Annotated in this window: 13 protein-coding genes and 2 pseudogenes; 6 read left to right on the forward strand and 9 right to left on the reverse strand. The window is 63.9% G+C overall.

Annotation, left to right across the window (positions count from 1 at the left end):
- Positions 1 to 83 precede the first annotated feature (83 nt).
- Positions 84 to 1274: pseudogene (locus J1M36_RS00005) on the forward strand (IS3 family transposase).
- Entirely contained in the window at positions 1271 to 2269 is a 999-nt protein-coding gene (locus J1M36_RS00010) for a hypothetical protein (RefSeq protein WP_274605991.1), read from the forward strand. The pseudogene J1M36_RS00005 and the gene J1M36_RS00010 overlap by 4 nt, the downstream one beginning before the upstream one ends.
- 278 nt (positions 2270 to 2547) lie before the next feature.
- Here J1M36_RS00010 and J1M36_RS00015 read toward each other — a convergent pair whose 3' ends face one another.
- The 3 genes from J1M36_RS00015 to J1M36_RS12945 all read right to left on the reverse strand — a co-directional run bounded on the left by J1M36_RS00015 (position 2548) and on the right by J1M36_RS12945 (position 5331).
- Positions 2548 to 3522, reverse strand: a complete 975-nt coding sequence (locus tag J1M36_RS00015; protein ID WP_206478232.1) for an alpha/beta hydrolase — start codon at positions 3520 to 3522, stop codon at positions 2548 to 2550.
- A gap of 105 nt (positions 3523 to 3627) precedes the next feature.
- Positions 3628 to 4551, reverse strand: a complete 924-nt coding sequence (locus J1M36_RS00020; RefSeq protein ID WP_206478233.1) for an NAD-dependent epimerase/dehydratase family protein — start codon at positions 4549 to 4551, stop codon at positions 3628 to 3630.
- Between the two features lie 192 nt (positions 4552 to 4743).
- Entirely contained in the window at positions 4744 to 5331 is a 588-nt protein-coding gene (locus tag J1M36_RS12945) for a TetR/AcrR family transcriptional regulator (RefSeq protein WP_206478234.1), read from the reverse strand.
- A gap of 655 nt (positions 5332 to 5986) precedes the next feature.
- Between J1M36_RS12945 and J1M36_RS00030 the strand changes: the two genes are divergently transcribed.
- Complete coding sequence (locus J1M36_RS00030; protein ID WP_206478235.1) at positions 5987 to 9997, forward strand: glycosyltransferase; 4011 nt, start codon at positions 5987 to 5989, stop codon at positions 9995 to 9997.
- Complete coding sequence (locus J1M36_RS00035) at positions 9990 to 10526, forward strand: hypothetical protein (RefSeq protein ID WP_206478236.1); 537 nt, start codon at positions 9990 to 9992, stop codon at positions 10524 to 10526. The genes J1M36_RS00030 and J1M36_RS00035 overlap by 8 nt, the downstream gene beginning before the upstream one ends.
- An 83-nt stretch (positions 10527 to 10609) precedes the next feature.
- Here J1M36_RS00035 and J1M36_RS00040 read toward each other — a convergent pair whose 3' ends face one another.
- Both J1M36_RS00040 and J1M36_RS00045 read right to left on the reverse strand, forming a co-directional pair.
- The gene (locus tag J1M36_RS00040) at positions 10610 to 12589 is read right to left on the reverse strand and encodes a DUF6270 domain-containing protein (RefSeq protein ID WP_206478237.1); all 1980 of its coding nucleotides are present in this window, start codon (positions 12587 to 12589) and stop codon (positions 10610 to 10612) included.
- A 29-nt stretch (positions 12590 to 12618) separates the two neighbouring features.
- The gene (locus J1M36_RS00045) at positions 12619 to 15207 is read right to left on the reverse strand and encodes an FkbM family methyltransferase (protein ID WP_206478238.1); all 2589 of its coding nucleotides are present in this window, start codon (positions 15205 to 15207) and stop codon (positions 12619 to 12621) included.
- A gap of 531 nt (positions 15208 to 15738) precedes the next feature.
- Between J1M36_RS00045 and J1M36_RS00050 the strand changes: the two genes are divergently transcribed.
- Positions 15739 to 18345 carry a hypothetical protein gene (locus J1M36_RS00050; RefSeq protein WP_206478239.1) on the forward strand — a complete coding sequence of 869 codons (2607 nt, stop codon included), beginning with the start codon at positions 15739 to 15741 and terminating at the stop codon, positions 18343 to 18345.
- 733 nt (positions 18346 to 19078) lie between these two features.
- Here J1M36_RS00050 and J1M36_RS00055 read toward each other — a convergent pair.
- Positions 19079 to 20425, reverse strand: coding sequence for a UDP-glucose/GDP-mannose dehydrogenase family protein (locus tag J1M36_RS00055; RefSeq protein ID WP_206478240.1), 1347 nt, complete (start codon positions 20423 to 20425; stop codon positions 19079 to 19081).
- 42 nt (positions 20426 to 20467) lie between these two features.
- Positions 20468 to 21616: a non-hydrolyzing UDP-N-acetylglucosamine 2-epimerase gene (gene wecB / locus J1M36_RS00060; protein ID WP_098053423.1), complete on the reverse strand. Its 1149-nt coding sequence runs from the start codon at positions 21614 to 21616 to the stop codon at positions 20468 to 20470.
- 340 nt (positions 21617 to 21956) lie between these two features.
- Here wecB and J1M36_RS00065 point away from each other — a divergent pair, with 340 nt between their 5' ends.
- Entirely contained in the window at positions 21957 to 22712 is a 756-nt protein-coding gene (locus J1M36_RS00065; RefSeq protein ID WP_206478241.1) for a hypothetical protein, read from the forward strand.
- A gap of 34 nt (positions 22713 to 22746) precedes the next feature.
- On the opposite strand, the gene J1M36_RS00070 is transcribed toward J1M36_RS00065, so the two are convergent.
- A complete protein-coding gene (locus J1M36_RS00070; protein ID WP_206478242.1) occupies positions 22747 to 24444 on the reverse strand; it encodes an AarF/ABC1/UbiB kinase family protein in 1698 nt (565 codons plus the stop codon).
- Positions 24445 to 24461: 17 nt separating this feature from the next.
- A pseudogene (locus tag J1M36_RS12575) lies at positions 24462 to 24709 on the reverse strand (hypothetical protein); the annotation flags it as partial.

The raw sequence follows: 24709 nt of genomic DNA on the forward strand, positions 1-24709 counted from the left end.
TGGGCTGACCCCGTTTGGTAGGTCCGGTGGTTGTGTGAGTCGTCCTGTTGCCCGGGGGTCCGGGCAGTGAGACTGGTCAGATCATGACGAACAGCAGGAAGCGTCACACCTCGGAGCAGGTCGTCCGTAAGCTCGGGCAGGCCGACAGGATGCTCGCGGGCGGTAGCGACATCGCCGGGGTGTGTCGAGAGCTCGGAGTGTCCGAGCAGACGTACTACCGGTGGCGGAACCAGTACGGCGGGCTGAAGGCCGACGACGCGAAGCGGCTGAAGGAGCTCGAGAAGCAGAACGCCACGCTCAAGCGGCTGCTCGCCGAGGCAGAGCTCGAGAAGGCCGCGCTCAAGGAGCTGGCTGAGGGAAACTTCTAGGCCCGGGCAGGCGCCGCGCCGCCGTCGACCACCTCAAGCGCAAGCTGCGGGTGAGCGAACGAATGGCGTGCCGTCTGGCCGGGCTGAGCAGGTCCGCATACCGTCGCCCGCTCCAGGGTGAGACGACAGCCGACCCGGACCTGGCGTTGCGGGACTGGCTGCGGGCGTATGCGAAGAAGCACCCGCGGTGGGGATACCGCAGGGCCTACCACGATGCCCGCGGCGAGGGGTGGGTCGTGAACCACAAGAAGATCCAACGGCTCTGGCGCGAGGAAGGGCTGCGCGTCCCGCAGCGGCGTCGCCGCAAACGCGTTGGGTCTTCGACCGTCGACGCCCCGGCAGCGGTCGCACCGAACCTCGTGTGGGCGGTGGACTTCCAGTTCGACGCGGACGAGCAGGGCCGTCCGATCAAGATCTGCTCCATCGTCGACGAGCACACCCGCGAGTGCATCGGCGGGCTCGTCGAACGGTCGATCACCGCGGACCGGCTCACCGCCCACCTCGAGGACCTCGTCGCCGTCCGCGGCGCCCCCGCGGTGCTCCGATCCGACAACGGCCCCGAGTTCATCAGCGACGCGATGGCCGACTGGGCCGGCACCCGCACCGGCCTGTTCTACATCCCGCCCGGCTCGCCCTGGCACAACGGGTACGTCGAGTCGTTCAACAGCAGGCTCCGCGACGAGTGCCTGAACATCAACAGCTTCTACTCGCTGCTCCACGCCCAGGTCGTGATCGGCGACTGGAAGACCGAATACAACCACGACCGCCGGCATTCATCGCTCGGCTACCTCGTACAACCACGACCGCCGGCATTCATCGCTCGGCTACCTCGCACCCGTCGACTACGCTCGGCAATGCACCCATCAATCGGAAACCGACGACTCGCACAGCGACCGGACCGAATGAAGGGGGCGGCCCAGGACAGTACCCTCCGATATGTGCGCAACTCGCCGGCCGTGCCAGTTCGGGACAACTATGACCGGCTCGGTTACGACCCAGGTGATGTCACTCGGGCTCGCCGGTACACCCGTTACATCAGCCCCGCCGTGATGCTCCGCAGTCACATGAGCGCCGAACTCCCGCGTGCCCTTGAGGACTATGCGGGAATGTCCGAGGTGGATGAGTTGCTCGTGGCACCCGGCCTCGTTTACCGGCGCGACGCCGTCGATCGCAACCATGTGGGGGAACCGCACCAGGTGGACCTGTGGCGCATCCGTAGCACTCCGGACACCGGTGACGAGGACATGCTCACCATGATCGGCCACTTGGTCGAGGCCGTCCTCCCGGATGCGCAGTGGAGAACAACGGACGTGGCGCACCCATACACGATAGGTGGCCGGCAGATCGACGTACTGCACAACGGCGACTGGCTTGAACTCGCCGAGTGCGGCCGCATCCATCCCGAGGTGCTGCGCGGATCGGGCCTCGACCCCGAGCGATGGTCCGGCCTGGCTCTCGGTATGGGCCTTGAACGGGCGCTCATGCTGCGCAAGGGCATCCCTGACATTCGCTATCTGCGGGCGGAAGACCCTCGGATCGCCACACAGATGCTGACCCTGGATCCGTGGCAGCACGTCTCACCTCTGCCTGCGGCACGGCGCGACATCTCAGTCGTCATGGACGCGGAGGAGGACCCGGAGACGATTGGAGACCGCATTCGCGTTGCCCTCGGCGACAGCGCAGATGTCATCGAGTCTCTCGAAGTTCTCAGCCGTACACCCCACGAGGCCTTGCCTCAGGCTGCGCGCTCCAGGCTCGGCACTGTGGACGGTCAGGTCAATCTCCTGCTGCGAATCAGGCTGCGCCCCATCGACCGCACCCTGACCTCGGAGGAGGCCAACATCATCCGCAACAAGATCTATGAGGCCGTACATGAGGGCCCGGTGATGGAGCTGATCTGAGACTGCTGAAAACAGTGACGGCCTCTCCTGCGCATCCCAGTGCGCACCTCTCGCTCGAAGGGCGACGCCGCTTGATCGAGCGCTGCCGTACGCCTCCAATCTCTTACGTGGCCGGGCAGATGGGGATCTTTCGCCCGACCGCCTCGTATAGCAGATCGAGTCGATGCGGCGGGAGCACAATTGGTCGGCATCCCGTATCGCGTTCGAGCTCGAGCAGTCAGGAACGCCGGCCAGCTGTCGCACCGGAACCCGGGCCTCGTCATCAGGCTCCCCGGGAATCAGCCCTGGGTCCCCAGCGCTTTCCGCAGCGCATCGATGGCCAGACCCCGGGCCACGTTCGCCGCGTGAGTGTCCCGGAGGCTGTCCAGGAGCAGGAAGTCGTGGACCATCCCCGCCACGCGGACACTCGTGACATCCACGCCCGCGGAGCGAAGTTTGTTCGCGTACTTCTCGCCCTCGTCCCGCAACACATCCGCCTCATCAGTGATCACCAGGGTGGTGGGTAGGCCCCTCAATTCGTCCTCCGGGGTCTGCAGGGGCGATGCGTACTTCTCACGGCGCTCATCCTCGTTTTCGGTGTAGGCGTCCCAGAACCACTTCATGCCGTCGCGAGTGAGGTAGTAGCCTTCCGCGAACTGCTCGTAGGAGCCGGTGGTGAAGTCCGCGTCCGTCACGGGATAGAGCAGCACCTGCCCGGCGATGTCCAGACCGCCGCGGTCCTTGTTCATCTGGGTGAACACCGCGCTCATGCACCCGCCCACGGACTCACCCGTCACCGCGATACGGCTCGTGTCCATGCCGTGCTCCGCCCCGTGCTCGGCCACCCACTGGCCCACGGCGTAGTTCTGCTCCACCTGCGTGGGGTACTTCTTCTCCGGAGCGCGGTCGTACACGGGGAACACACCCACCGCATTCGCACCGACCACGAGCTCACGGAAGAGCCTGTCATGGGTGTTCTCGTCGCCGAAGACCCAGCCCGCACCGTGGATGTAGAACACCACGGGTAGGGCAGTGGTGACACCTTTTGGCCGGATGATGCGGGTGCGCACGGTTCCCCACTCACCGGTGTCCACCTCCACCCATTCCTCATCCACGTCCGGGCGCTCCACACCCTCACCGCTCTGTAGATCGAGGAGAATCTTTCGGCCTTCCTCCGGCGGTACTTCGTAGATGCGGGGGTGCGGATCCGTGGCCTCACACAGTTCCTTGGCTTCGGGTTCGAGCACGGGGGTGATCGGGTCGATCGTGGTCATGTCGTTCCTCTTTCTGACGAGTGTCCAGTTCATGTCGGTGGGCCCGGATGACGGCGCCGCAGGCCGGGAACGGGCTGAGCGGCGTCGCCCCGAAGAGGGAGTGGATCAGGACAGGGCGAGGATGTTCTCGATGCCCTGACGGTACGGGGTGACCTGGAAGTCGGGGAAGCGTCTCGCGAATTTCGAGGCGTCGAAAAGGTTGTCGCCGCGGTAGCGCGGCAGCAGTTCGTGGGCTTCGCGCAGGGCGGGCACGAACCGCGCACCAGCTGCGAAGACAGCACGTGGCAGCACGGTGTAACCGATCCTGCGCCCCGTGACCTTCGACGCCACGTCGATCATCTCCCGGTACGTCAACCGGTTCCGGTCGATCGGCAAGTGCCACGTGGTGCCGAACGCGTCTGGCGAGTTGCCCAACAGTGCGAGTGCGCGACTCGCATCCGGGGTCCAGATCAGGGACCGACGAGTGGTGGCGCTGACCGGCACGAACGGACGCTTGCCCGCCCGGATCCGGTCGAAGACGAGCGCATTGGTCCAGCTCTTCGTCTTTCCCGGGCCGTAGAACTCGGGTGCCCGGCCGATGAGAGCGTCCACGGTTCCGGCGGCCATCTCGTCCAGCAGCATGGTCGCGAGTTGCGCGCGCACGGTCCCCTTGCGGCCATTGGGCTCGAACTCGGTGTCCTCGGTCTGCGGGGTGGGGGTGCCCGCATACATGTAGGTGTTGTCGAAGAACACGAGTTTGGCGCCGTGCTCCTTCACAGCCGCAATGGTGTTGTGCATCATCGCGGGGAATTTCTCCTCCCACAGCTGGGAATCCATGGGCAGCCCCACGGTCAGGTAGACGACGTCGCTGCCGGCCACCGCGCGCAGGGTCGCCTCCGCGTCGGTGAGGTCCGCGGAAACGAGCTCGTCCGTCTCGTTCACGGCGGAGGGGTGGCGGCTCACCAATCGGATGTCGTGGGTGTAGTGGCGGTGCAGCTCGCGGACGAGTTCGTCCGCAATGGGCCCGCCTGCTCCGAGGATGGTCTGCACGGTCGGTCCTTTCACTTCGCGAGATGGGTGGTGGGGACCCCCGTCAGGTCACGTCCTGTTCGTGCGGCGGGATCATCTCGAGCGCGCCACGGCATTCATGCATGGGATGCGGTCGCTCGGGCTCGGCGGATCACCGGCCAAGTGAACACTGTAAACATGCCATGTTGACACTGTCAACGATGGCCTGTGTCACTAATGCGCCCCTGGCGGGAGGGTCAGGACAGCCGAGAGGGCTCCGGCCATCCGCGCCTCCAGTTCCTCGGGGTTCTTCTCCGGGATCTGTCCGCTCAGGTAGAGGGTTGCCAAGCCGTGCGCCATGGACCACCCGGCGGACGCGAGGCCGTAGCGGTCCGCCCCCGGGTACTGCTCGGCGACGATGCGCTCCAGGAGGGCGAAGACCTCGGCGGAAGCGGGAAGCCGCACATCGTCCTCGCCGACCGAGACCCTGAACATGAGCTCGTACAGGGCCGGGTGCTCGGCCGCGAAGCGCACGTAGGTCGCAGCCAGATCCGTGAGCACCTGCCTGCCGGGGTCGGTTGCACGAAGGGTGTCTTCCAGGTGGTGCTGAAGTGTGGCGAACCCCGTGCTGGCCATTGCCGCCTCCAAGTGGGCCTTGTCGGGGAAGTGGCGGTAGGGCGCCGTCTGGGACACCCCCACTTGGCGTGCGACCGCGCGGAGGGAGAAGCGCTCGCCGGACTCCAACATGGCGATCCCGGCATCCACGAGCGCGGCCCGTAGTTTGCCGTGATGATGGGGCGTTTTCTCTGCGTTGATTGACACGTGGGCTGACCCCGTTTGGTAGGTCCGGTGGTTGTGTGAGTCGTCCTGTTGCCCGGGGGTCCGGGCAGTGAGACTGGTCAGATCATGACGAACAGCAGGAAGCGTCACACCTCGGAGCAGGTCGTCCGCGGACGACCTGCTCCGAGGTGTGACGCTTCCTGCTGTTCGTCATGATCTGACCAGTCTCACTGCCCGGACCCCCGGGCAACAGGACGACTCACACAACCACCGGACCTACCAAACGGGGTCAGCCCACTGACCCACGCCGAGATTGGTCCTCCGTTCCGCCAGTTCATTAGGGAGCGATTGGGCCCGTGGGCCGGTGAGCGTAACCCTGGGGCGCAGACTGCACCCGCAGCGCCCGTTGTCGATGCCATGGCCCGGGGCGCGTGTGTCTCGGCCTCGGTGACGGGCACGGATCTCCCCGTGAGCGCGGCTTACTACCTGTATCGGGGCAAAGAGGCGATTCGCAAAACCGCTTATACGAAATACGCGTACGACATCCAGTTCGACGATGTCCCACCAGGCTTATACCGCGTCCGCTGTTTCCTGCGCACCCAGGTCACCGACACACCTACCGCCGTTTCATCTCCCTCCGTCAGGGTGATATGAGACCGCGCTCGCAAACTGCTGTGAATCTTAATGATGGAGAACGATGGATAACGGGACCGAAGAAGAACTCCATCCTTTGGTGGACCTGAACGAAGCAATCACGTTTCCGGACGCGCTGTCACCTGATTCCTGGGTACGTGTGGACCCCGCGGGTTACCAGCGGTACGTTGAGCTGGACCGCGCCGCCCGTCGCTCCGTAACGGAGGGGTTAGCTGTATGCGCGGGCGTCGTAACGGATGACGTGGACAAGATGCGGTTCATGGCGGGCTTCGCGAGCCAGCGCGCCGTACGCTTCCACTACGTACCCTCGGTGGACACGGCGGATTTGAAGTTGCTGCTTGCTCCGTTCCTCGATCGGGACAATCGGGCACCTTCGATCGTGTACCTGCGTCACGAATTGGAGGAGCTCCCGGGGTTAGGACACGACGTCCACCAATTTTTTGATCGGCTGCCTGAAGGGTCTGCAGCCATGAACCACCATGCACTGCTGATCCCATCGGCCCAGCGTGATGAACAGGGCAGACCAATGCCGCGGAGTATCGCGTCTCATCTGGTTAACGCTGCCTACGACACCGGCGCAGTCCAGATCCTGACGGATGACGTGCATGTGGCCTGGTCGCTGTTGGGGCACAAGAATTTGTCACCTCGCGTGATTTTCGTTGTGCCCGGGCCGACGGGCGACGAATCGGCCGCCACCGGGGCGGAGGACCTGATTCCACTCGCGAAAGTTCTGCGGTCACGCCAAGGGCACCTCCTGTCTGCAGACGCTGCAACTCGAGATTCCATGGAATTGCGACTCGGCATCAGTGATACTCGTGTCTCGCTTTACGTTCCCGAATGGGGAATTCCTGCCGTCCAGGATCTCGCGGAAAGGGCCCGTCCCATGGCGACCTTGGGGCGGGACGTCAACTTGTTGATCGCCGGCCATGACTTCAAGTTCTTGGGTGAGCTGGTTAACGCCTTGCAACGAGTGCACGGGCTCACCCTCTCGTTCGACCGGTGGCAGACCCAACGGCACCAGGATGTGCAGGCATCTGACACCGCCCTGTCAGAAGCGGACGTCATCTTGTGCGAATTCTCGTCGAACAACGCCGTGTGGTACTCCTGGCACAAGCGTCCCGGACAGACATTGATCGTCCACTTCCACGGCTATGAACTCTTCCAGGACATCGTTCACGACATCAACGTGGCCAACGTGGACAAATTCGTATTCGTCTCCGAGTTCTACCGGCAACGCGTGATCCAGGAGCTCGGGTGGCCTGCTGAGCGGACCACTGTCATTCCCAACATGATCGAGGTGGCTGAGTATCTCGGCACCAAGATCGATGATGCACGGTTCCACCTCGGTTTGGCGGGCTACGTCCCCATCCTGAAAAGACCTGACCGGGCCCTCGATCTGCTCGAAACCCTCCTGGAACACGACGACCGCTACGTGCTGCATCTGCGGGGCCGCAACCCTTGGGACTACGCCTGGATGTGGCGCCAACCGGTGGTCCAAGACGCCTATCGGGCGTTCTACGAGCGGCTCATCGATAACCCCGAGTTGCTGGCCCATGTCTCCTTCGACGCGTTCGATCCCGACATGGGGCGGTGGTTCCGCAGGATCGGGTGGATGCTCTCCCCGAGTTCTCGCGAGACCTTCCACCTCGCCCCGGTGGAGGGGCAGGCCAGCGGCGCTGTCCCCGTGGTGTGGGATCGCGAGGGCGCCCGCGAGATCTTTCCCGAAGAATTCGTACATGCGGACACGGCCAGTGCGGCGGATGGCATTCTGCGTGCCAACGCCATCGAGTCAGGTTTCGACCAGGCATCGGCACGCGCCCGACAGGCTGTCCAGCGTTGGGACCTCAGCCGCATAGCCCCACTCTGGGCCGATGTCCTGTTCGCCGGCTCAACGCAACGCCCAGCTGTTGCTGACGAATTCGATCTCACGCGGATGCAGCAGAAATTCGACGAGACCGGTGACGTCGCAATGCTGGACCGGATGCTGTTGCTATTGTTCATCCGCGAGCGCGACCTGGTCGCCGCGGAGGCGCTACTGAACCGGTACCCCGGTCGGGAAGAAGAACTCAGCGCGCGGACCCGTGAACTCTTGTCCGAACATCGGGAGGAACACTTGTTCCGCTCGGGCAGTTTCGTGCGTCCGCTGCGGAGTCCAGGCGCGGCTTACCTGCCCGTCCGGGATACCGCGCTCGTCATTTCCCATGAGACTGCAGGGGTCGGCGGGGACGTCGTTGCCGCCCCGGAGGTCAACGAGGCAGCCGCCCTACGGATCACCACCCTGGGTTCAGCGGCTCCGGCCTCGGACATCGAATCCCTTGTCGCGGACCCAGAACTCCATCCGGTGCAGCAGGTGCAGTGGATCGCCGATGCCGTGACCCGTGCGGCCCGCGTGCACCGGCCGGCCGCGCTCGTCACGTCAGCACACCCCACCACGGCATGGGGGACGGTGCTCGCAGCTCGCAGGCTCGGCGTCCCCGCGATCCTGGCCCCAGCCGGCGGCGAACCCGATACCGCATGGATGCCGGGGTCGGACGAGTTCGACGCCGCGGTCGACACTGCGGCCGAGGTGACCACGGATGTCGTCACAGCTGCAGTATCGGCGCACGCCCATCGCACGGCCGCCACACCGTCTGTGACCCTAGGGGACCTCACTGTGGGTGTGATCGCCGACGAGTTCACGCAGCGGACCGTCGCTGGCCGGTGTCACGTGGTGAGCATCCCCCGCCGTGATGCCTACTTGCACGTGGCGTCCCGGAACCTCGATGTGCTGTTCGTGGAATCCGCGTGGACCGGTCAAAACCGAGAATGGTTCCACGGCGTCGCCTATTACCCGAACGAACGGGACGACATCGAACGCGCCATCGCCACGGCACGGGCGCTCGGAGTCCCGGTGATCTTCTGGAACAAGGAGGACCCGGTCCATTTCCGGTCGTTCGCGCCCACCGCGGCCTTGTGTGATGCCATCTACACCACTGACGCGGATCGAATTCCCGCCTATCTCCAACTACCGGATGGGCATCGACCGGCCACTGTGGCTTCCATGCCGTTCTACGCCGAGCCCGTGCTGCACAATCCGCTGCCTGGTTCGTGGGCTGAAAAGCATACGGTCAGTTATGCCGGTACGTACTACGGAGCCCGCTACGCGCACCGCTCCGCCGAGTTGGACGCGTTGCTCGCCGCAGCCGCCACGCAGGGGTTGACCATTTACGACCGCCAGGTCAACGTGCCCAACTCGCCGTACCACTTCCCCTCGCGCTATGGCGATTTCATCGAGGGCGGACTGAGCTACGACCAAGTTCTCGAGGCTTACAAAGCCCACCCGGTCCACATCAACGTGAACTCGGTGGACGATTCACCCACCATGTTCTCACGACGCGTGGTGGAAATCGCGGCATCCGGAGCAGTCGTGGTCAGCGGAACGGGCCTCGGATTGAGCCGCTGCCTCCCCGCGGTCCCCACGGAGAACGACCCCTCACGGCTCGAGGAGATACTGGCCCCGTGCATGAAGGACCGCGCACATTGGCGTCAGCTCTCCTGGGAGCAGCTGCGGGAAGTACGGCGTTCCTATCTCGCGGAGCACGCGCTCGCCATCATGTTCCGGGGCGTTGGAGTCCCCGTCGCGATACCGGATGACACGGCGTGGAGTGCCGTGGTGGAGAATCTGACGCCCGATGTGGCCGCTGAACTGTTGGCCCAGACCCTTCGACCCCGGAATGTGACCGTGGCGGCCGCCCATGAGGATGCGCTGGTCACTCTTGCTTCAGCCGGCATCCCGGTGGTCTCAGAACCCACAGCGCCTTGGATCTGCACATGGCGCGGGCCCGCGGGGGAGACGTGGGCGGAGGACATCATGCACGCCGCGCGGTTCGCTCCACGAGACGTTCATCGTCTGGGCGCGCGGGTGGGTGAATCCACGGAGCACGGCTTGATGTCGTGGTCGGGCGCCACGAGTGGGCCGGTATTCGTTCGGCGCGGAGGGTCCACGGGGCGCACCCTGGTCTGGCTGTTGCCAGTACCCGAGGAAACGACCCAGGAGGAGAAGAACAATGACTGATCGCACTCGACCGCTGGTGGGTCGCGCCGCGACGCCTGAGCCTCCCGGCATGGGTTCCACGACTCTGGGGGACATTCTGAGTCTCGACGAATGGAAACAGTACAGCGGGCGCCGCGCAGTCATCGCCGCATCGACCTCGCATGGCCGCCAACTGCTTGATGACGCGGGATTCGTGGTGTTCCCTGCTGTTCCGGGCCTGGTGGAAGAGGCGGTGCGCCGACTTCGGCCCGGAGCCCTGATTCTGGACGCAACGGCTTTGGAGGTAGGCCCATGGAGCGGCGCGCTCACCGACGCGGCCCCGGAGCTCGGGGCGGAGCTGATCCGGACGGTTTCAGCCGCGATCGACGCCGACGTGACGGTGTACTGGGTGGGAGAGGCCGCCGACGGAGGTGCCCTGTTCCACGATGTGGTGACGGATGCGGTATTGGTCGTGGCACCCGGTAGCGAACTCTACGCGGGTACCGAGGAGGGCGCACCCGCGAGCCGCCTCGTGAGGGCCCTGCGCTCCATGGCCGGTCGCGTGTTGTAGGTCGGTCACCCACTACGACATGGGCGGACGGTAGATGAGACACCCGGCTCCGGTGTCCCGGATCACCGACGCCAGGGTTGGGGCTACAGATCGGACACCAACCGTACGAGTTCGCCACGGAAATGCTGGTAGACGCCGGATACGTAGTGGAACGGGGTCAGGTTCCAACGATGCTCCCGATCAGCCACCAGAATCTCGACCGGATATGAGATCACATGGCAGGGGATCCGTGCTTCGAACGCGGCGTACATCGCTCGGAGGGCCTCGTTGTGAGCGCGCACGGGGTATTGGGGTTCGAGTCTTTCACCGTGATTGTCCGTCTCCGCCCAATAGATCTTGTTCAGGATCACTCGTTCCGGTTGCACCAGTTCGGCGAACTTCGCAACCGCGTCGTCCCAGAGAGGCATGAACCCGTGGGACAAGGGGGTGAACTCCGTCCCCGAGTCCTTATGCAACCCCGCCTCCTTGGCCTCATTCGATCTGGTGTAGGCGCCGGTGTCATCCACGTGTACCGCCAGCCGTTCGTCGATGAGATCGACGATCATCAGGTGGTGGGGTGTCTCTTCGAGCAATGTGGGCAAACTTTTGTTCAGATCCCGCTCGACCATACGACGTTGGAATGCACTCGACAGCTGCTGCGGGCTCCCGTCGACATCGCCCATGTCCGGCTTCTCGCCCATCGCAGACAGCAAGGGCGACCTGGCCACATAATCGGCCACCTCGGGCATACCACTCAGGTTGAAAGCGTCACGCGTGACGCAACTTCCGTAGATGAATGCCTTGAGCTCAGACAGGCTGGGGTCCTTTCGCTCAACGGGGAGCACGGCAAGCGTATTGTTCATACCGTCACGCACAATCAATTTCAACTCACCGTCGTGACGTACCCTGCGGGGCTCCACGGGAATGGATGTGGCGTCGGAATACCACGCGAGCTGTTCGGACTTCCCGGCTGCAAGTTGCTGCACCCCGAACCTCAGACCGCCGTATCCCGCCTTGACGTCCCCGCCCATTGACACTTCTACGATGCCCGACAGGTTGGCGTACTCGGCATGCACCGAGGGTGCAATCGAATCCCGAAGATTGCGAAGATCCCGGGGCGCCTTTGCGAGGTTTTCCCTCGATCGACACGTGTTCAAAGCCAGACGACGTCCGATCTCCAGCGGTGTTTCCTCGTTCGCGAGGAATGATCTCAGTGATTCCGCCAAGGCATCCGGTTCCAGGGGCGCATGGCCGGCTCCCCAGTCGCACACCTGCACGCAGTGCTGGGGATCGATCATGTAACTGCCCGTCCCGAGGTGCAGAATCCCGTGCGCGGCCACATAGGGCGCACAGTGGGCCACCGTTCGCCAGTCCGATTGGTTCTGCAGGTACAACAGTCGGTCGATACGACCAGGTCTGTGCAGGCGGGGATCATTCAGGTTCTCCATGATGCCCGCTCGGCGGAATTGGACGCGACGCCGGTCTTGCCACTGAGCCGGGGGCACCTCCTCCTCGAACGTCGTCGGGTGGGCGAGGCGAAGGTAGGCGTCCACGAGCTGGCGATTATAGGACCCCAGATCAGTGGGGGGATTCCAGACGAAAGCGGAACCTGCGGTCCGCATCCGCGACGCATACGAAAGCGCGGCGAACGCGCCGTCGGCCCCGCCGATGAGAACGAGTTCGCGGCCCCAAACCCGCGCCATGGTGTCCAACACGGTGAGGATGACATCCGCGGCCCGCGTGCCCTCCATGCCGGCGTACCAGCCCATCTTGAGGGAGTCCGCAAATTCCAGGGATGGGTCTGCGATCTCCACGAATCCATGGGCGACTCGGCGGCCGATGGCTGAGCCCCAGAATCGCGTCGCCCCGGAGGAGGATTCCCGACCGGCCGCGAAGAACACGGGCACGGCGCCCTCATGGTGACCGACGGCCCCGCTCACTCGGAGTTTGAGGTGGCGACCATCACCGATCGGCACGTGATGTTCCCCGGCGTAGTCACGGCTGAGGGCTTCTCCGAGGCCGTCGACGTCATGGTGCACGTGGAGTGTCCGGGTGCGGTCGGGCCCGGTGGCTGACTTGTTCATGTGCGGTGAGCTTTCTCGGGGGATCGCGTTCATCGGGTGTGCTGGGACAGGTAGCGGCCGAACTTGTCCAGCTTGGCGTCGAACTCGTTGAATCGATTGACGAGTGCGGACAACGCATTGGCCAGCGTGTCCAAGGCTTGCGTGGCTTCGTTCCCAGAGGCCGGCATCGCTACGAGAGTAGCTGTCGCGTTGAACACCCCGAGAACCACGTAGTCGTGATCGGCGAGCCAGTGCCGGAGTTGGCGATCCATCTCCTCGTCCCGGGCCTCGATGACGAGAACCGGTCGGTCGCGTCCGATGGTGGCCCGCGCACCGGCCAGAACATCGAGCTCCATCCCCTCGACGTCGATCTTGATCAGGCGTACCGGTACGGTTCGGGACTTCACATCCAGAGTCGTCATGGTGATGGGGCCGCCGTCCCGGGTCTCGAGGCTCGTGCTGCCGACATTCTGTGGATCCCGCGATCTGATACCCAGCCGGCCGCTTGAAGCGCCCACCGCGGACGGGATGATCTCCACCTTCTCATCCAAGAAGTTGTCCATCACATTCGCCGTGAGAGAGGGAAGCAAGACGGGCAGTGCCTCATACGATTCCACCGTGCATCCCATGGGCCCCGCGAAGAAAACAGTATGGTTTCCGATATTGGCTCCGACGTCCAGGACCAGGTCACCGGGTTCGACCAGAGTGGAGATGAACGAAAGTAGCTGTTCCTCGTAGAACTGGCCCGTGCTGTGGAGCATCCGGAAAATGTGATCATCCTCGGTGGTGCCATACATCTTCCACTCCCGGCCTTGAAAAGCCACTATTGTGCTGGGCATTTCCAGTCGCTGGGTGCCCGGCATCCACGGTGAGCGAGCGTCATCGCAGTCGATCGAATCGTTAATGATTCTCACGGTCGTGGCTTTGTCGATGGCATCGTGACCGGCCGCTGCGTCATGGTACTTGTGGATGGTCCAATGCGGTGCGAAATCGGGATGTTGGTAGAGAAAATCCTGGACCTGGCCCAGATCCACCTCGGCATCGTGGTCGGACCCGAGATTCACCCAATAATCCACGTGTGAGGCCGGTGGGGTGCGCAGCATGAGGTCCAGCACGTTGGCGCGTTCCGGATGGCTGTGCTTGAACGCCTCGGCATCCATGCCTCCCAGGCGTTGTTCCGTGAGGGTCGTAACCGTTCGAGGGATCCAGCTCGTCCAGTCGAACTGCGCATTGTTGATCACGGCTCGCGACCCGGGGTCATGAGCGCACAAGGCTACCGACAGAAAACCTCCGCCGGAGGATCCGTAGTACACCCGGTCTGATGATGCATGCACCCCCAAGATTGAAGAAATTTGTTGAATTGCCACGGCCGCGTCCGGGACCATCCAGTAGTCGGGAGATATTTGCCCCCAGGCGAGACTTACGGCCCCTGGGTCGACGGTGGCTGGATCACACACATATATTTGGTGGTGGAATATGTCCTTCCACCAAGAGGACCGTTGGAAAATAGCACGCCCCCCCGATTTCTCGAGTCCTACCGCGGCGTTCGACAAAGTGCACAGTCCGGTCGCTCCATCCCGCCGGACCACGAGTAATGGGATTGTGGCGTGATCGGTCTGGATATCGATCCTGGTGGGTGACTCCGCAGGGAAAGCGGATCCGTTCAATGCAGCGAGGGAATCAACGGAGATGCGCATGTGGGGATGTCCTTCTTCGCTCGTAACGGATCCACGTGGCGACCCACCTCCGCCTCGATGGCGCGCGTTGACAACATGTTCAACGGTAGTGGATTGGGGGAGGGGGTCACTGAAGTTCCGAGGGCAATTCAAAATCTCCAGAGTCTGTTCTTTAGACATCGGATTGTGCCCTGCTACCGGGTCTTCGTATGAATGGATTTCGACGCCCCGAGTCAGCCGTGGGTGGGAACGCACGAATGCCGCGAACATCGGGTGGTCCACCTCGCGGTCGTGTTTGGATGCAAGGTTCACGTAGTAGATGATTCGGACAGGCTTGCGGCGCTTGGCGAGCATGTTCAGCACGTTGGTGCGCACCGGATGCACTTTCCGGAGGCGGCTGGGGAGCATGTTGTCGAACCGAGCTTCGCGCAGCGGGTTGAGACCCGTGGCCATCCAGCGCGTCCAATCGAACTGAGCATTGTTGATGACCGCGGCGGCCCCCGCGTCCCCGGCCATCAGCGCCAGCGCCATGAAGCCACCAGCCGAGGAGCCGTAATACACCCGTCGATACGGTTCTTGCACACCGAGTTGGGCGGACAGCGCCTTCACGGCCCGTGCAGCGTCATAAACCACCCAGTGCTCCTTGCTGAGTTGCCCCCAGGAGAGAGACAGTTGGTCCGCGCCCAACGTGCCGGGGTCGCAGAAGAAGATTTGGTGGTGATCAATCTCGTGCCACCAACTGGATCGCTGAAACACGGGGCGACCCTGCGCGATGTTGTGATCCACTGCTCCGTTGTTGAGTACGACCACCTTGTCGGCTCCTGTCCGAGGGACGACGAGGAACGGTAGTACCGAGTGCTCAGCAATGACATCGATGCGATGCGGGGTGTCGGGTGCGAGGAATTCAAGGTCGTTGTTTTCGAGCGCCTCTAGAGTGACGGTGGTCGTATTCAAGTCGTTCACCGAACGCGTCATAGGGTGAGGCAGCCGGTCATTTGGCGCGTCGCTGTGACCTTGTCCCCGACGATGAACCTCGCGGACCAGCCCATCCCGCGCAGGTCCGCAGGTCCATTTCGAAAGATCAGCATCGACGAGGGCACGGCAACCACCTTGGGGGAGAGGAGTAGTTCGGCACGCCGCACTGGGCGACTCTGTCCCAGTTTAGGGGACACCTCGAGTAGACGGGCTACGACCGTGGAGCACGAACGCCTCCTAGGTACGCGGGGTGATCGGTGCGGTTTCGTACTCTGCGCAGGTGCCGGCCTGTTGTTCGAGAGCGCGTCATAAATACATGATGCTGAAACGCGCCGGAAATGGAGACTTGGGCCGTCATGTCGCGGATCTCCTTCTCGATTCCTTTGCATTATCCCCGTAGAATTTCCGATTGTTATGGAGCGGTGTTCCCTCCCGCGCGCCCACCCCCCTCAATCTTTGGGTGCGGACGAATCGGGTGATTCGTGGGGCACGGGACCCGACATGGACCGGGAGAATCACATGCACCAGCACCAGAAAACGTCCTCGCCCGCCGGGGTCTCTCGGCGCGGCCTTTTCTCGGCGGTGGCGGTCATCGGATCGGGGGCAGCACTAGCGCCGCTCATGCGGCCCGTGGCCGCAGCTGCAGCCGCTGTCGTGCAGGGAACGGAGGCACCGACGGGAAAGCTCGGGCTGTCCGGAACGGTTGTCGCACGCCATCGCAACATCTTCCGCAGCTTCACGCTCACGTCATCCAATGGCATCGGCGTGATCGCGGTGGGACAAAACCGGTACGCAGTCACGTTCAATGCGGGAGACGGGTTGGACACGGTCCAGATCTTCAACGCGGACACGGGCGTGCTCCACTACAAGGCATCAACACCAGCGAAAGTCGGTGGCAACTTCGTCCACGACGGCCAGGGGAACCTCTATTTCTCCGTCGGCAAACTGGTGATGCACCTATCCGTACCCGACAAGACAATTCGACAGCTGGCGAGCGTACAGGGCGGAATCACTGATCTGTACGATTTCCAGCTCGACTACAAGGGGCGACTGTGGGCCGGAACATACCCGACCGGCGTCGTCATATGCCTGGAGCGGGCGACCGGGAGGGAAATCACTCGCACACCGCAGCTGGGAACTGGCAACCACTACGCACGTGGCCTGTCCATTTCTCCCGACCGCAAGACGGTCTGGGCGGGTACGGGGACCGCAGATCCAGACCTGTTCCGCATCGACGTCGATGCCCCCCCATCACCTAGGCGAGTCGGCATTCCCGGTGTCGGGAAGAACTCCACCGTGTCACGCACGGCAGCCAGGGGACGCAAGGTCTTCGTCTGGCACAACGGCAGCACCGGGAAAGAGATCCTCTCGGTCTATGACACGGTGACTCGTACCTGGACGCCGTCCCCGACCTCCTTCGTGGGACGATCCGTGTCCGAAACGGACGCGGCCGGGTACGTCTACGTGAATGCCTGGGGCGTCCTGCGGCGGATGCGCCCGGGCGACGCGGCCATGAAGGCCGAGAACGTGGCCACCGTCTCGGAGAAATCTCTCGTACACCTCGGAATAGCCGGCTCACACCTGTACTTGTTCACCGAGGCGCCGTCCGTGCTGAGGGCGACGAAGATCACCACGGCCGGGGCGCCCGCTGGGAGCGTGGGCTACCGAGTGGTTCCCGTCCCGCTCGTGACGCAATCGATGGTCATTGATCCGCGCACAAACACGCTCTTTTCGGGCGGCTACCGCGGTGACGGACTGTGTTCCACGAATCTGGCCACGGGGGCGTTTGCGCACTCGGCGCCTGCTTCCGGCATCGAACAGATCGAGGGGATGGTCGTCGACGGCGAGAAGCTCTACGTCGGTTCTTACATCTCCAGCGTGATCGTGGAACACCGGACAAACCGCGGTGTCACCGACTCCGCTTCCTACCGCACTCTTGCAAGGCTGGGACCGTCGCACCGTCAATCGCGACCCTTCGGATGGGCGGTCACCACATCACACGTGGTGTTCGGAACCGTGCCGGAGCCCGGGTATCGGGGCGGGGCATTGGGGACCATCGAGCGCTCCACCGGAAAGGTGACGGTCTACAACAAGATCGTGCCGGAGCTGTCGATCGTGGGCCTCGCCGCCGCCGGCGACATCGTTTATGGCTGCACGTCTGCACGGGCCGGGTACGGTGCGGACGATTACGAGGGCGCCTCCGTGGTCTTCGCAGCGGAGGCCCGCACCGGGGCGGTTCGATGGCGCCGGGCTCTGCCCGGGACATCCGAGAATTACGGCCCGGTACTGATGGGCAGCTTCCTCTACGTCGGCACCCTTGACACCGTTGTCGAACTGCGGGCCTCGGATGGCCGCGTCATGCGCACCTTTGTCCTCGATGAGGGACGGTCGGAACGGCCCGCGTGGCAGAACGTGGAACTCGTCCGCATTCCGGGTACCACCAGATTGGCACATCTTGCCTGGGGCACGGTAACGGTCCTGGACATTGCAACCGGGCAGCGCGGACGTGTATTGGCCAAAGCGCACAAGCACATGTCTTTCGACTCAACCGGGGCACTGTGGGTGACAACGGGTAACGACGTGGTCAAGTTGCGTCTGGATGCCGTAAATACCTCGGGTGCCATCGGTGCCAAGTATGCCGCCATGGGTGGCGCCCCCATTCTGGGTTACCCCGAGGGCCCACAGCGAGCGGTGGCCACGAATTCTGGGATCATGCAGAGGTTCTTCCGCAATGGCAAGGCCACCTCGATCTACTCCTCGTCCAGCACCGGTACGCATGCGGTTGAGACCTCTAGCGTTATAGGCAAGAAATTCGTTGGCCTCGGCAAGGAGGATCGGGGCTATGGACTCCCGAGCACCGACGCTGTGCGATTCTCCGGCGGGGCGTACCAGGTCTTTAACAACGCGGGCCGTACGACTCGGGTGGTCACGACAACCCAGTACGGCACGTTCTCGATCGAAGAATATTGGGGCATCGGCAAGGCATGGGTCGCGGCCGGGCGCGACACAGCCTGGGGCTGGCCGACAGAGGACGAGCACGCCGTGGGCTCCGAGTACGTGCAGAGGTTCTCCAAGAACGTCACCGCGCATCGCGTGCCGGGCAAGTCAGTTTGGATTACGAAGTAGACGGGTATCGTCTGCTTCGGTCGAGGCGAGCGTCTCTTTGTTCCCCGAACCTCTTGGGGGAGAACCGGACCTGACAGACCACTCGGCAGCCGGATGGGACGACATCATCGACGCCTGAGACCAGGAGCTGTTTTCGGCTTCTAGTCCGGAATCACCGGCCAGTTATCCGAGGCTGGCACCCACGGACGAGTCCCATTTCTTCCAGAAGTAACCCGCGGGGAACCACCAGAATCGCTACCTGGGCCATTTTTCTTTCCATGGTCGCAGACATTGCGTCAACTCGTACGTTTTACCATATTTCCGTGTTGGGATATTTCAGTGTCGACAATCCACGAGGGGTTGGAGCAACCCGGATGAAAACTGCTAGACATTAAAACATTCCGTCCCGCCGTAGGTCCTAGTGACATCAGTGGAGACTCTGCAACTCGATAGCAGTTCGAATTTTTTGTTCACGGGCAGGAAAAGTATAGTTCGATAGCGTCTTTCGACTGCCGCAGAGCCGTCGCAGTGCTGGCCCGTCACTGGCTTTGCTTGAGAATCGAGACCGCCCGTTTGTGTGGCTGCGGCTACGCAACTTCAATCGTTGCAACCGGCGATGCCCGGCTGGAGATTTGGCTGTTCAATCGGTGCCCAGCTATGACACGAATCATTCACGACGGTGGCTGGGGCGCAACCTAGACATCGAGCTGCGAGTGCGGTTCTGACGCTGCGAGTGCCGCCTACTGTGCAGTGGTCAGTGCCGCCGCCCCAACGCCCGATACCGCCACCCCGCATCCTGCCACGCCGCGGGGTCCAACACGTTCCGCCCGTCGATGATCGTGGGCGTGGACACCAGCTCCGAGACCCGATGGGGATCCATGTCCCGGAACTCCCGCCACTCGGTGAGCAGCAGAGTCACCTGTGCACCGGTGACGGCGGCGTCGAGCGAGTCCACGTAGTCCAGGCGGGGGTAGCGCTGGGCGGCGTTGGCGTTGGCTTGGGGGTCGTAGAGGCGCACGTCCGCGCCCAGCGAGTGCAGCCGGGCGGCGATGTCCAGGGCGGGGGAGTCCCGGACGTCGTCGGACTCGGGCTTGAACGCGGCACCGAGCACGGCGATCTTGGCGCCATGGAGGGAACCGCCGCATTCCTGGACGGCCAGCTGTACGGTGTATTCGCGCCGTCGCAGGTTGATGTCGTCCACCTCGGCCAGGAACCGCAGGGATTGGTCCAGACCCAGCTCGGAGGCGCGGGCGCGCAGCGCGCGGATGTCCTTGGGGAGGCACCCGCCACCGAATCCCACGCCGGCGTTGAGGAACTTGCGACCAATGCGCTCGTCCAGTCCGATCGCGTCCGCGAGCGTACGGATGTCCCCGCCCACGGTCTCGGTGATCTCGGACAGCGCGTTGATGAAGCTGATCTTGGTGGCCAGGAAGCTGTTGGCCGCGACCTTCACGAGCTCCGCGGTCGCGTAGTCGGTCACGATGAACGGGATCCCCGCCTCGAGCTGGTGCGCGTACACCTCACGCAGCACGGCCTCGGCGGCCTGCGCCGCGGAGGTGGGGCGACCGGCGTCGTCGTACTCGAGACCCAGGACCATACGGTCGGGACGCAGGGTGTCCTCCACCGCGTGACCTTCGCGCAGGAACTCGGGGTTCCACACGAGGCTCACGCGCGTGCCCGAGGGCGCCGAGGTCAGGGCCAGTTCCTGTAACCGGGCCGCCGAGCCCACGGGAACCGTGGACTTGCCAGCGATCACGCAGTCGTGCGTGGCGGCGCGGGAGATCTGCTCCACGGCCGAGTCCACGTAGGTCATGTCCGCGGCGTGGCCGTTGCGCTTCTGGGGCGTTCCCACCCCGATGAAGTGCACGTCCCCGAAGGCGCCGGCCTCCTCGTAGGACGTGGTGAAGCGCACCGCGCCCGTGGCCACGTGCTTGCGCAGCAGCTCGGACAGCCCCGGCTCGTGGAAGGGCACCTGCCCGGCGGAGAGCAGATCGATCTTGGCCTGGTCCACGTCCACGCCGAGCACCTCGTGACCGAGCTCGGCCATGGCCACCGCGTGCGTAGCACCGAGGTATCCGGTGCCGATGACTGTCATGCGCATGAAAAGACCGTGATCCTTCCGTTCGAGGCGAGGGGGCCGGGCTTACGCCTGGGAATCGAAGTCCGCCACGCGCCGGCCCACATCGAACATCTGCTCGATCGCGGCCAGTGAGCGCTCGGCGGCCTTGCCATCACCATACGGGTTCACGGCGTTGGCCATGGCCTGGTAGGCGTCCGCGTCGTTGAGCAGGCGGTCCACCTCGGTCACGATCCGCTCCTCGTCCGTACCGATGAGCTTCACGGTCCCGGCCGTCACGGCCTCGGGACGTTCGGTGTTCTCGCGCATCACGAGCACGGGCTTGCCGAGCGACGGCGCTTCCTCCTGCACCCCGCCGGAGTCGGTCAGCACCACGTGCGCCACGGACAGCATGCGGGTGAACTCGCCGTAGGCGAGCGGCTCGGTCACGACCACATTGGGCTTGCCCTCGATGGCCGGCAGCACCGCCTCGCGCACCACCGGGTTGCGGTGGGCGGGCAGCACGATGGCCAGCTCGGGTTCCGCGTCCGCGATCCGGGCCAGGGCGCGTCCGACGCCGCGCATCGCCTCGCCCTGGTTCTCACGGCGGTGCGTGGTCACCAACAGCACACGCTTGCCGGAGGACGCGATCTTCTCGAGCTGGGGGTCCGTGAAGGGCAGCTGCTGCTCCACGGTGTGCAGCAGAGCGTCGATCACGGTGTTGCCCGTGACCACGATGTCCTCCTCCGTGATGGCCTCGCGCAGGAGATTCTCCTTGGACGTGGTCGTGGGGGCCAGGTGCAGGGACGTGATCTGCGAGGTGATCTTGCGGTTGGCCTCCTCCGGGAACGGGGAGAACAGGTTGAAGGAACGCAGCCCGGCCTCGGCGTGGATCACGGGGATCCCGCGGTAGAACGCGGCGATCGCCGCAGCGGTGGAGGTGGTGGTGTCACCCTGGACCACCACGGCGTCCGGGGGAGTGTCCTCGAAGATCCGGTCCAGACCCTCGACCGTGCGGGTCAGCACACCGTTCAGGGTTTGGCGGGGCTGGATGATGTTCAGATCGTGGTCCGGCGTGATCCCGAAGATCTCGTTGACTTGGTCCAGCATCTCGCGGTGCTGGCCGGTCACAGTGACCACGCACTCGAACTGATCGCTGTTCTGCAGGGCGGTGACGATGGGAGCCATCTTGATGGCTTCCGGACGGGTGCCGTAAATCGGCATGATCGTGAACACGCAATTCATCCTTACCTCGGCCAATGACGCGTTACGTGAGCCGCGGATCACCCAGCCCGGCCCCACACGCCCTGTACGGCCACAGTCTAAGGGAATACCAGGATTCACGCGGACAGGCTCGGATGATTGTGTCAACCATAGTGGCTACAAAAGTACCGGGGAGTAGGGGCGATGGTGCTCCCCAGGGTGTCCTACACTGTGTGCATATGAATGCAGGTGTGACGTCGGCGAATACCCCCTAGGAAAACGGCGTTATTGCCGGGAAATGTTCCCCCGAACACCCGGACCTCGGTGACCTGCGTTACGGAAAAATGTCTCTGCGAGCTCGATGAAAGGCACCGTGGCACGCAACTATCTGGGCACCGTCCCCCCCAAGGCCCGTGTGATCGTCGCCGTCACCTACCGGGATGGCGACGGGCGACAGCTGGCCTTGCCGCAGTCACCGTTGCGCGAGAGCTTCACGGGTTTGCAATTGCTGACCCAGCAGTTGCTCGGGGACGCCAGGGGGATCATCTCTGGGTGGAACCAGGACTTCTCTATCGGCCAGCTGGGCCCATCAGCGTTCGAGATTGAGGTTCGGGCCGAGGCCCCAAAGCGCGTCAGTCTGCGCAGGCCGGCTACCATGACGAAGCACTTAATGGTCTTGGGTCTGCTGGAGCACCTCACGGATGTCTTGATCGACCTCGGGGATGTTGCGTGTTTCATGGCTGGTCATCCGACGGCCCACCTGCGGTACATAGACGGGTACCACGGGCCCTATTACGAGTTCATCCAGGACGGCCAGGCGGTCAAGACGATCGATGCACGCTTGCTGGAGCTGTTGGTGGCCCCGGGGTCCGTGGACGGAATCCGCGCGGTGGTCGCGAACCTCAAACAACCTGGGGTCGCTTATGCGACAGTAGCCAAGCGCGTTCCTGGCCTGTACTACGTGAGCCACGTCCAAGTCCCTGCCAACGAGCACTTACGGGACTTCGCGAACGGAGGGTCGCTTCCGTTCAGTCAAGCGTGCCTGGATGCGGCGCGAGCCCAGGCCCTGTCGGAGCAAACGGCTGACTCATCCTCGTCGAGGGCATATAACGGGCGGGAGCAGGACTGACCGCCCGGTGGAGCCTCGTGGACCACGTCCGTGCTCAACGCACGGTGCGCTTGGACTTGTTCCCGCGCAGCACCCGCACCACGTGGCGGACGCGTTCCGTGTTGGAGGACACGGCGAGATAGCCGCTGAGTGCCGCTACCGTGGACATCCCACCCACGATCAACGGCGTGTGGTACTTCTTCCACCGCTCGGGGTCCGAGGCGATGATGTGCGCGGTGCCATTGATGGTCGCGGCGATCACGCCGCCGGCCACGACCTGGTGGCCGATCTTGGCGCCGCTCTTGACCAGGGGATCCAGCTCGTCCGTGCGCAGGTGGACGTCGAAGCCGCCGCGTTCGAGCACCACCAGGAAGCGGCGCACGTACTCGGGCACGTCCACGCCCATTTGCACGGCTTCTTCGATCGTGGAGCGCAACCGGTTGAACAGCATGTCCGGGGAGAGCCGGTTGATGATGAACCGCTCCGCGTAGGGCTGCACGGCCGAGACCAGGTCGAAGCCGGGGTCCAGGCCGGTACCCATGGACTCGGCGGTGACGAGCATGCGCAGCAGCAAGGCGGACTCGCGCGGGAGCTGCAGCTTGTGGTGGCGCAGCACGGAGATCAGATCCGCCATGAGCTCGCCCACCCGCACCTCTTCGAGCGGTTTGTTGGCGTAGCGGCGCATCATCACAGAGACGTCGCGTTCCAGGTCCCTCTTGGAGATGTCGTGCTGGCCGCTGTCGGTCAAGCCCAGCAGTCCGGTCGCGGCACGGCGCGGGTTGTTCTGCACGACGCCGAGCAGCAGAGTGATCAGGTGGTCCCGGAACTCCTCACTGAGGTTGCCGACCATCCCGAAGTCGATGACCGCGATCCGCCCGTCCGGCTCCACGAACAAGTTGCCGGGGTGAGGATCCGCGTGGAAGAACCCGTCCTCGAACACCATTTTGCAGATCGCGTCCGTGGCCTCCTTGGCCAGCAGGTGACGGTTGACGCCCTCGGCCTCGAGAGCGTCGTAGTCGTTGATCTTGACCCCGAACATCCGCTCCATGGTCAGCACACGGGAGGTCGTGGCCTCCCAATAGATCTCGGGGATGTGGATCTGCGGGTGGCCGATGAAGTTCTCGGCCATGCGCTGGGAGTTGCGGGCCTCCTGGATGAAGTCCAGTTCGTCCCGCAGGGAGGCGCTGAACTCCTCCACGAGCCCCTCGAGGTCGTAGTCCTGGGCGGCGGTCCAGTAGCGGGCCACCCACGAGGACATGTCCTGCAGAATCTCCAGGTCGCGATTGACCTCGTCGGTCACGCCGGGGCGGCGGACCTTGACGATGACTTCGTGTCCCCGGAACACGGCGGCGTGGGCCTGACCGATCGAGCCGGTGGCCACGGGCTCGGGGTCCATGTGCGTGAGGATCTCCTCCGCCTGGGAATCCGGTTCGGCCTCGATCATGGCCCGGATCTGCTCCACGGGGATCGGTGGGGTGTCGTCCTGGAGCTTGAGCAGTTCGTCCGCGTAGCCGGAGGGCAGCACGTCCGGGCGGGTCGAGACGAGCTGGCCTAGCTTGATGAACGTGGGTCCCAGTTCCTCCAGGGCCATGCGCAGGTGTTCGGGCTGGGAGTGGATGGTCTGCGGATCGATGAGTTTCACGCGCGCCAGGGGGGCCCGCCACTGCGGTTTCAACCCACCGAGAGCGAAACCGAAACCGTGCTTGGTGAGCACTTCGATGATCTGGAGGAACCGTTCGCGGCGAGAAATCATACGGGTGAAAGAACCCCTTACAGCGTTCTGTGCAGGTAGAAGGCCATGAATCCGGTGGCCACGGCCACGATCAACACGAGCGTCGTGGCCAATGGTTCCACACCCAGCAAGATGATGCTCACGAGTACCAGGATCACGGTGAGCGCGGCGAGCGCGGCGACCAGGGGCTTCAGCCCGCTCGCAAGTCCGCCCACCAGCCGGGCCGCACTGGACCCGCCGGTCGCGCGGCGGGGTTCCTGTCTCTTATACCCATCTGACCCTGCCG

Origin of the sequence: Kocuria sp. KRD140, assembly GCF_017168375.1 — a bacterium.
GTDB classification, from domain to species: domain Bacteria; phylum Actinomycetota; class Actinomycetes; order Actinomycetales; family Micrococcaceae; genus Kocuria; species Kocuria marina.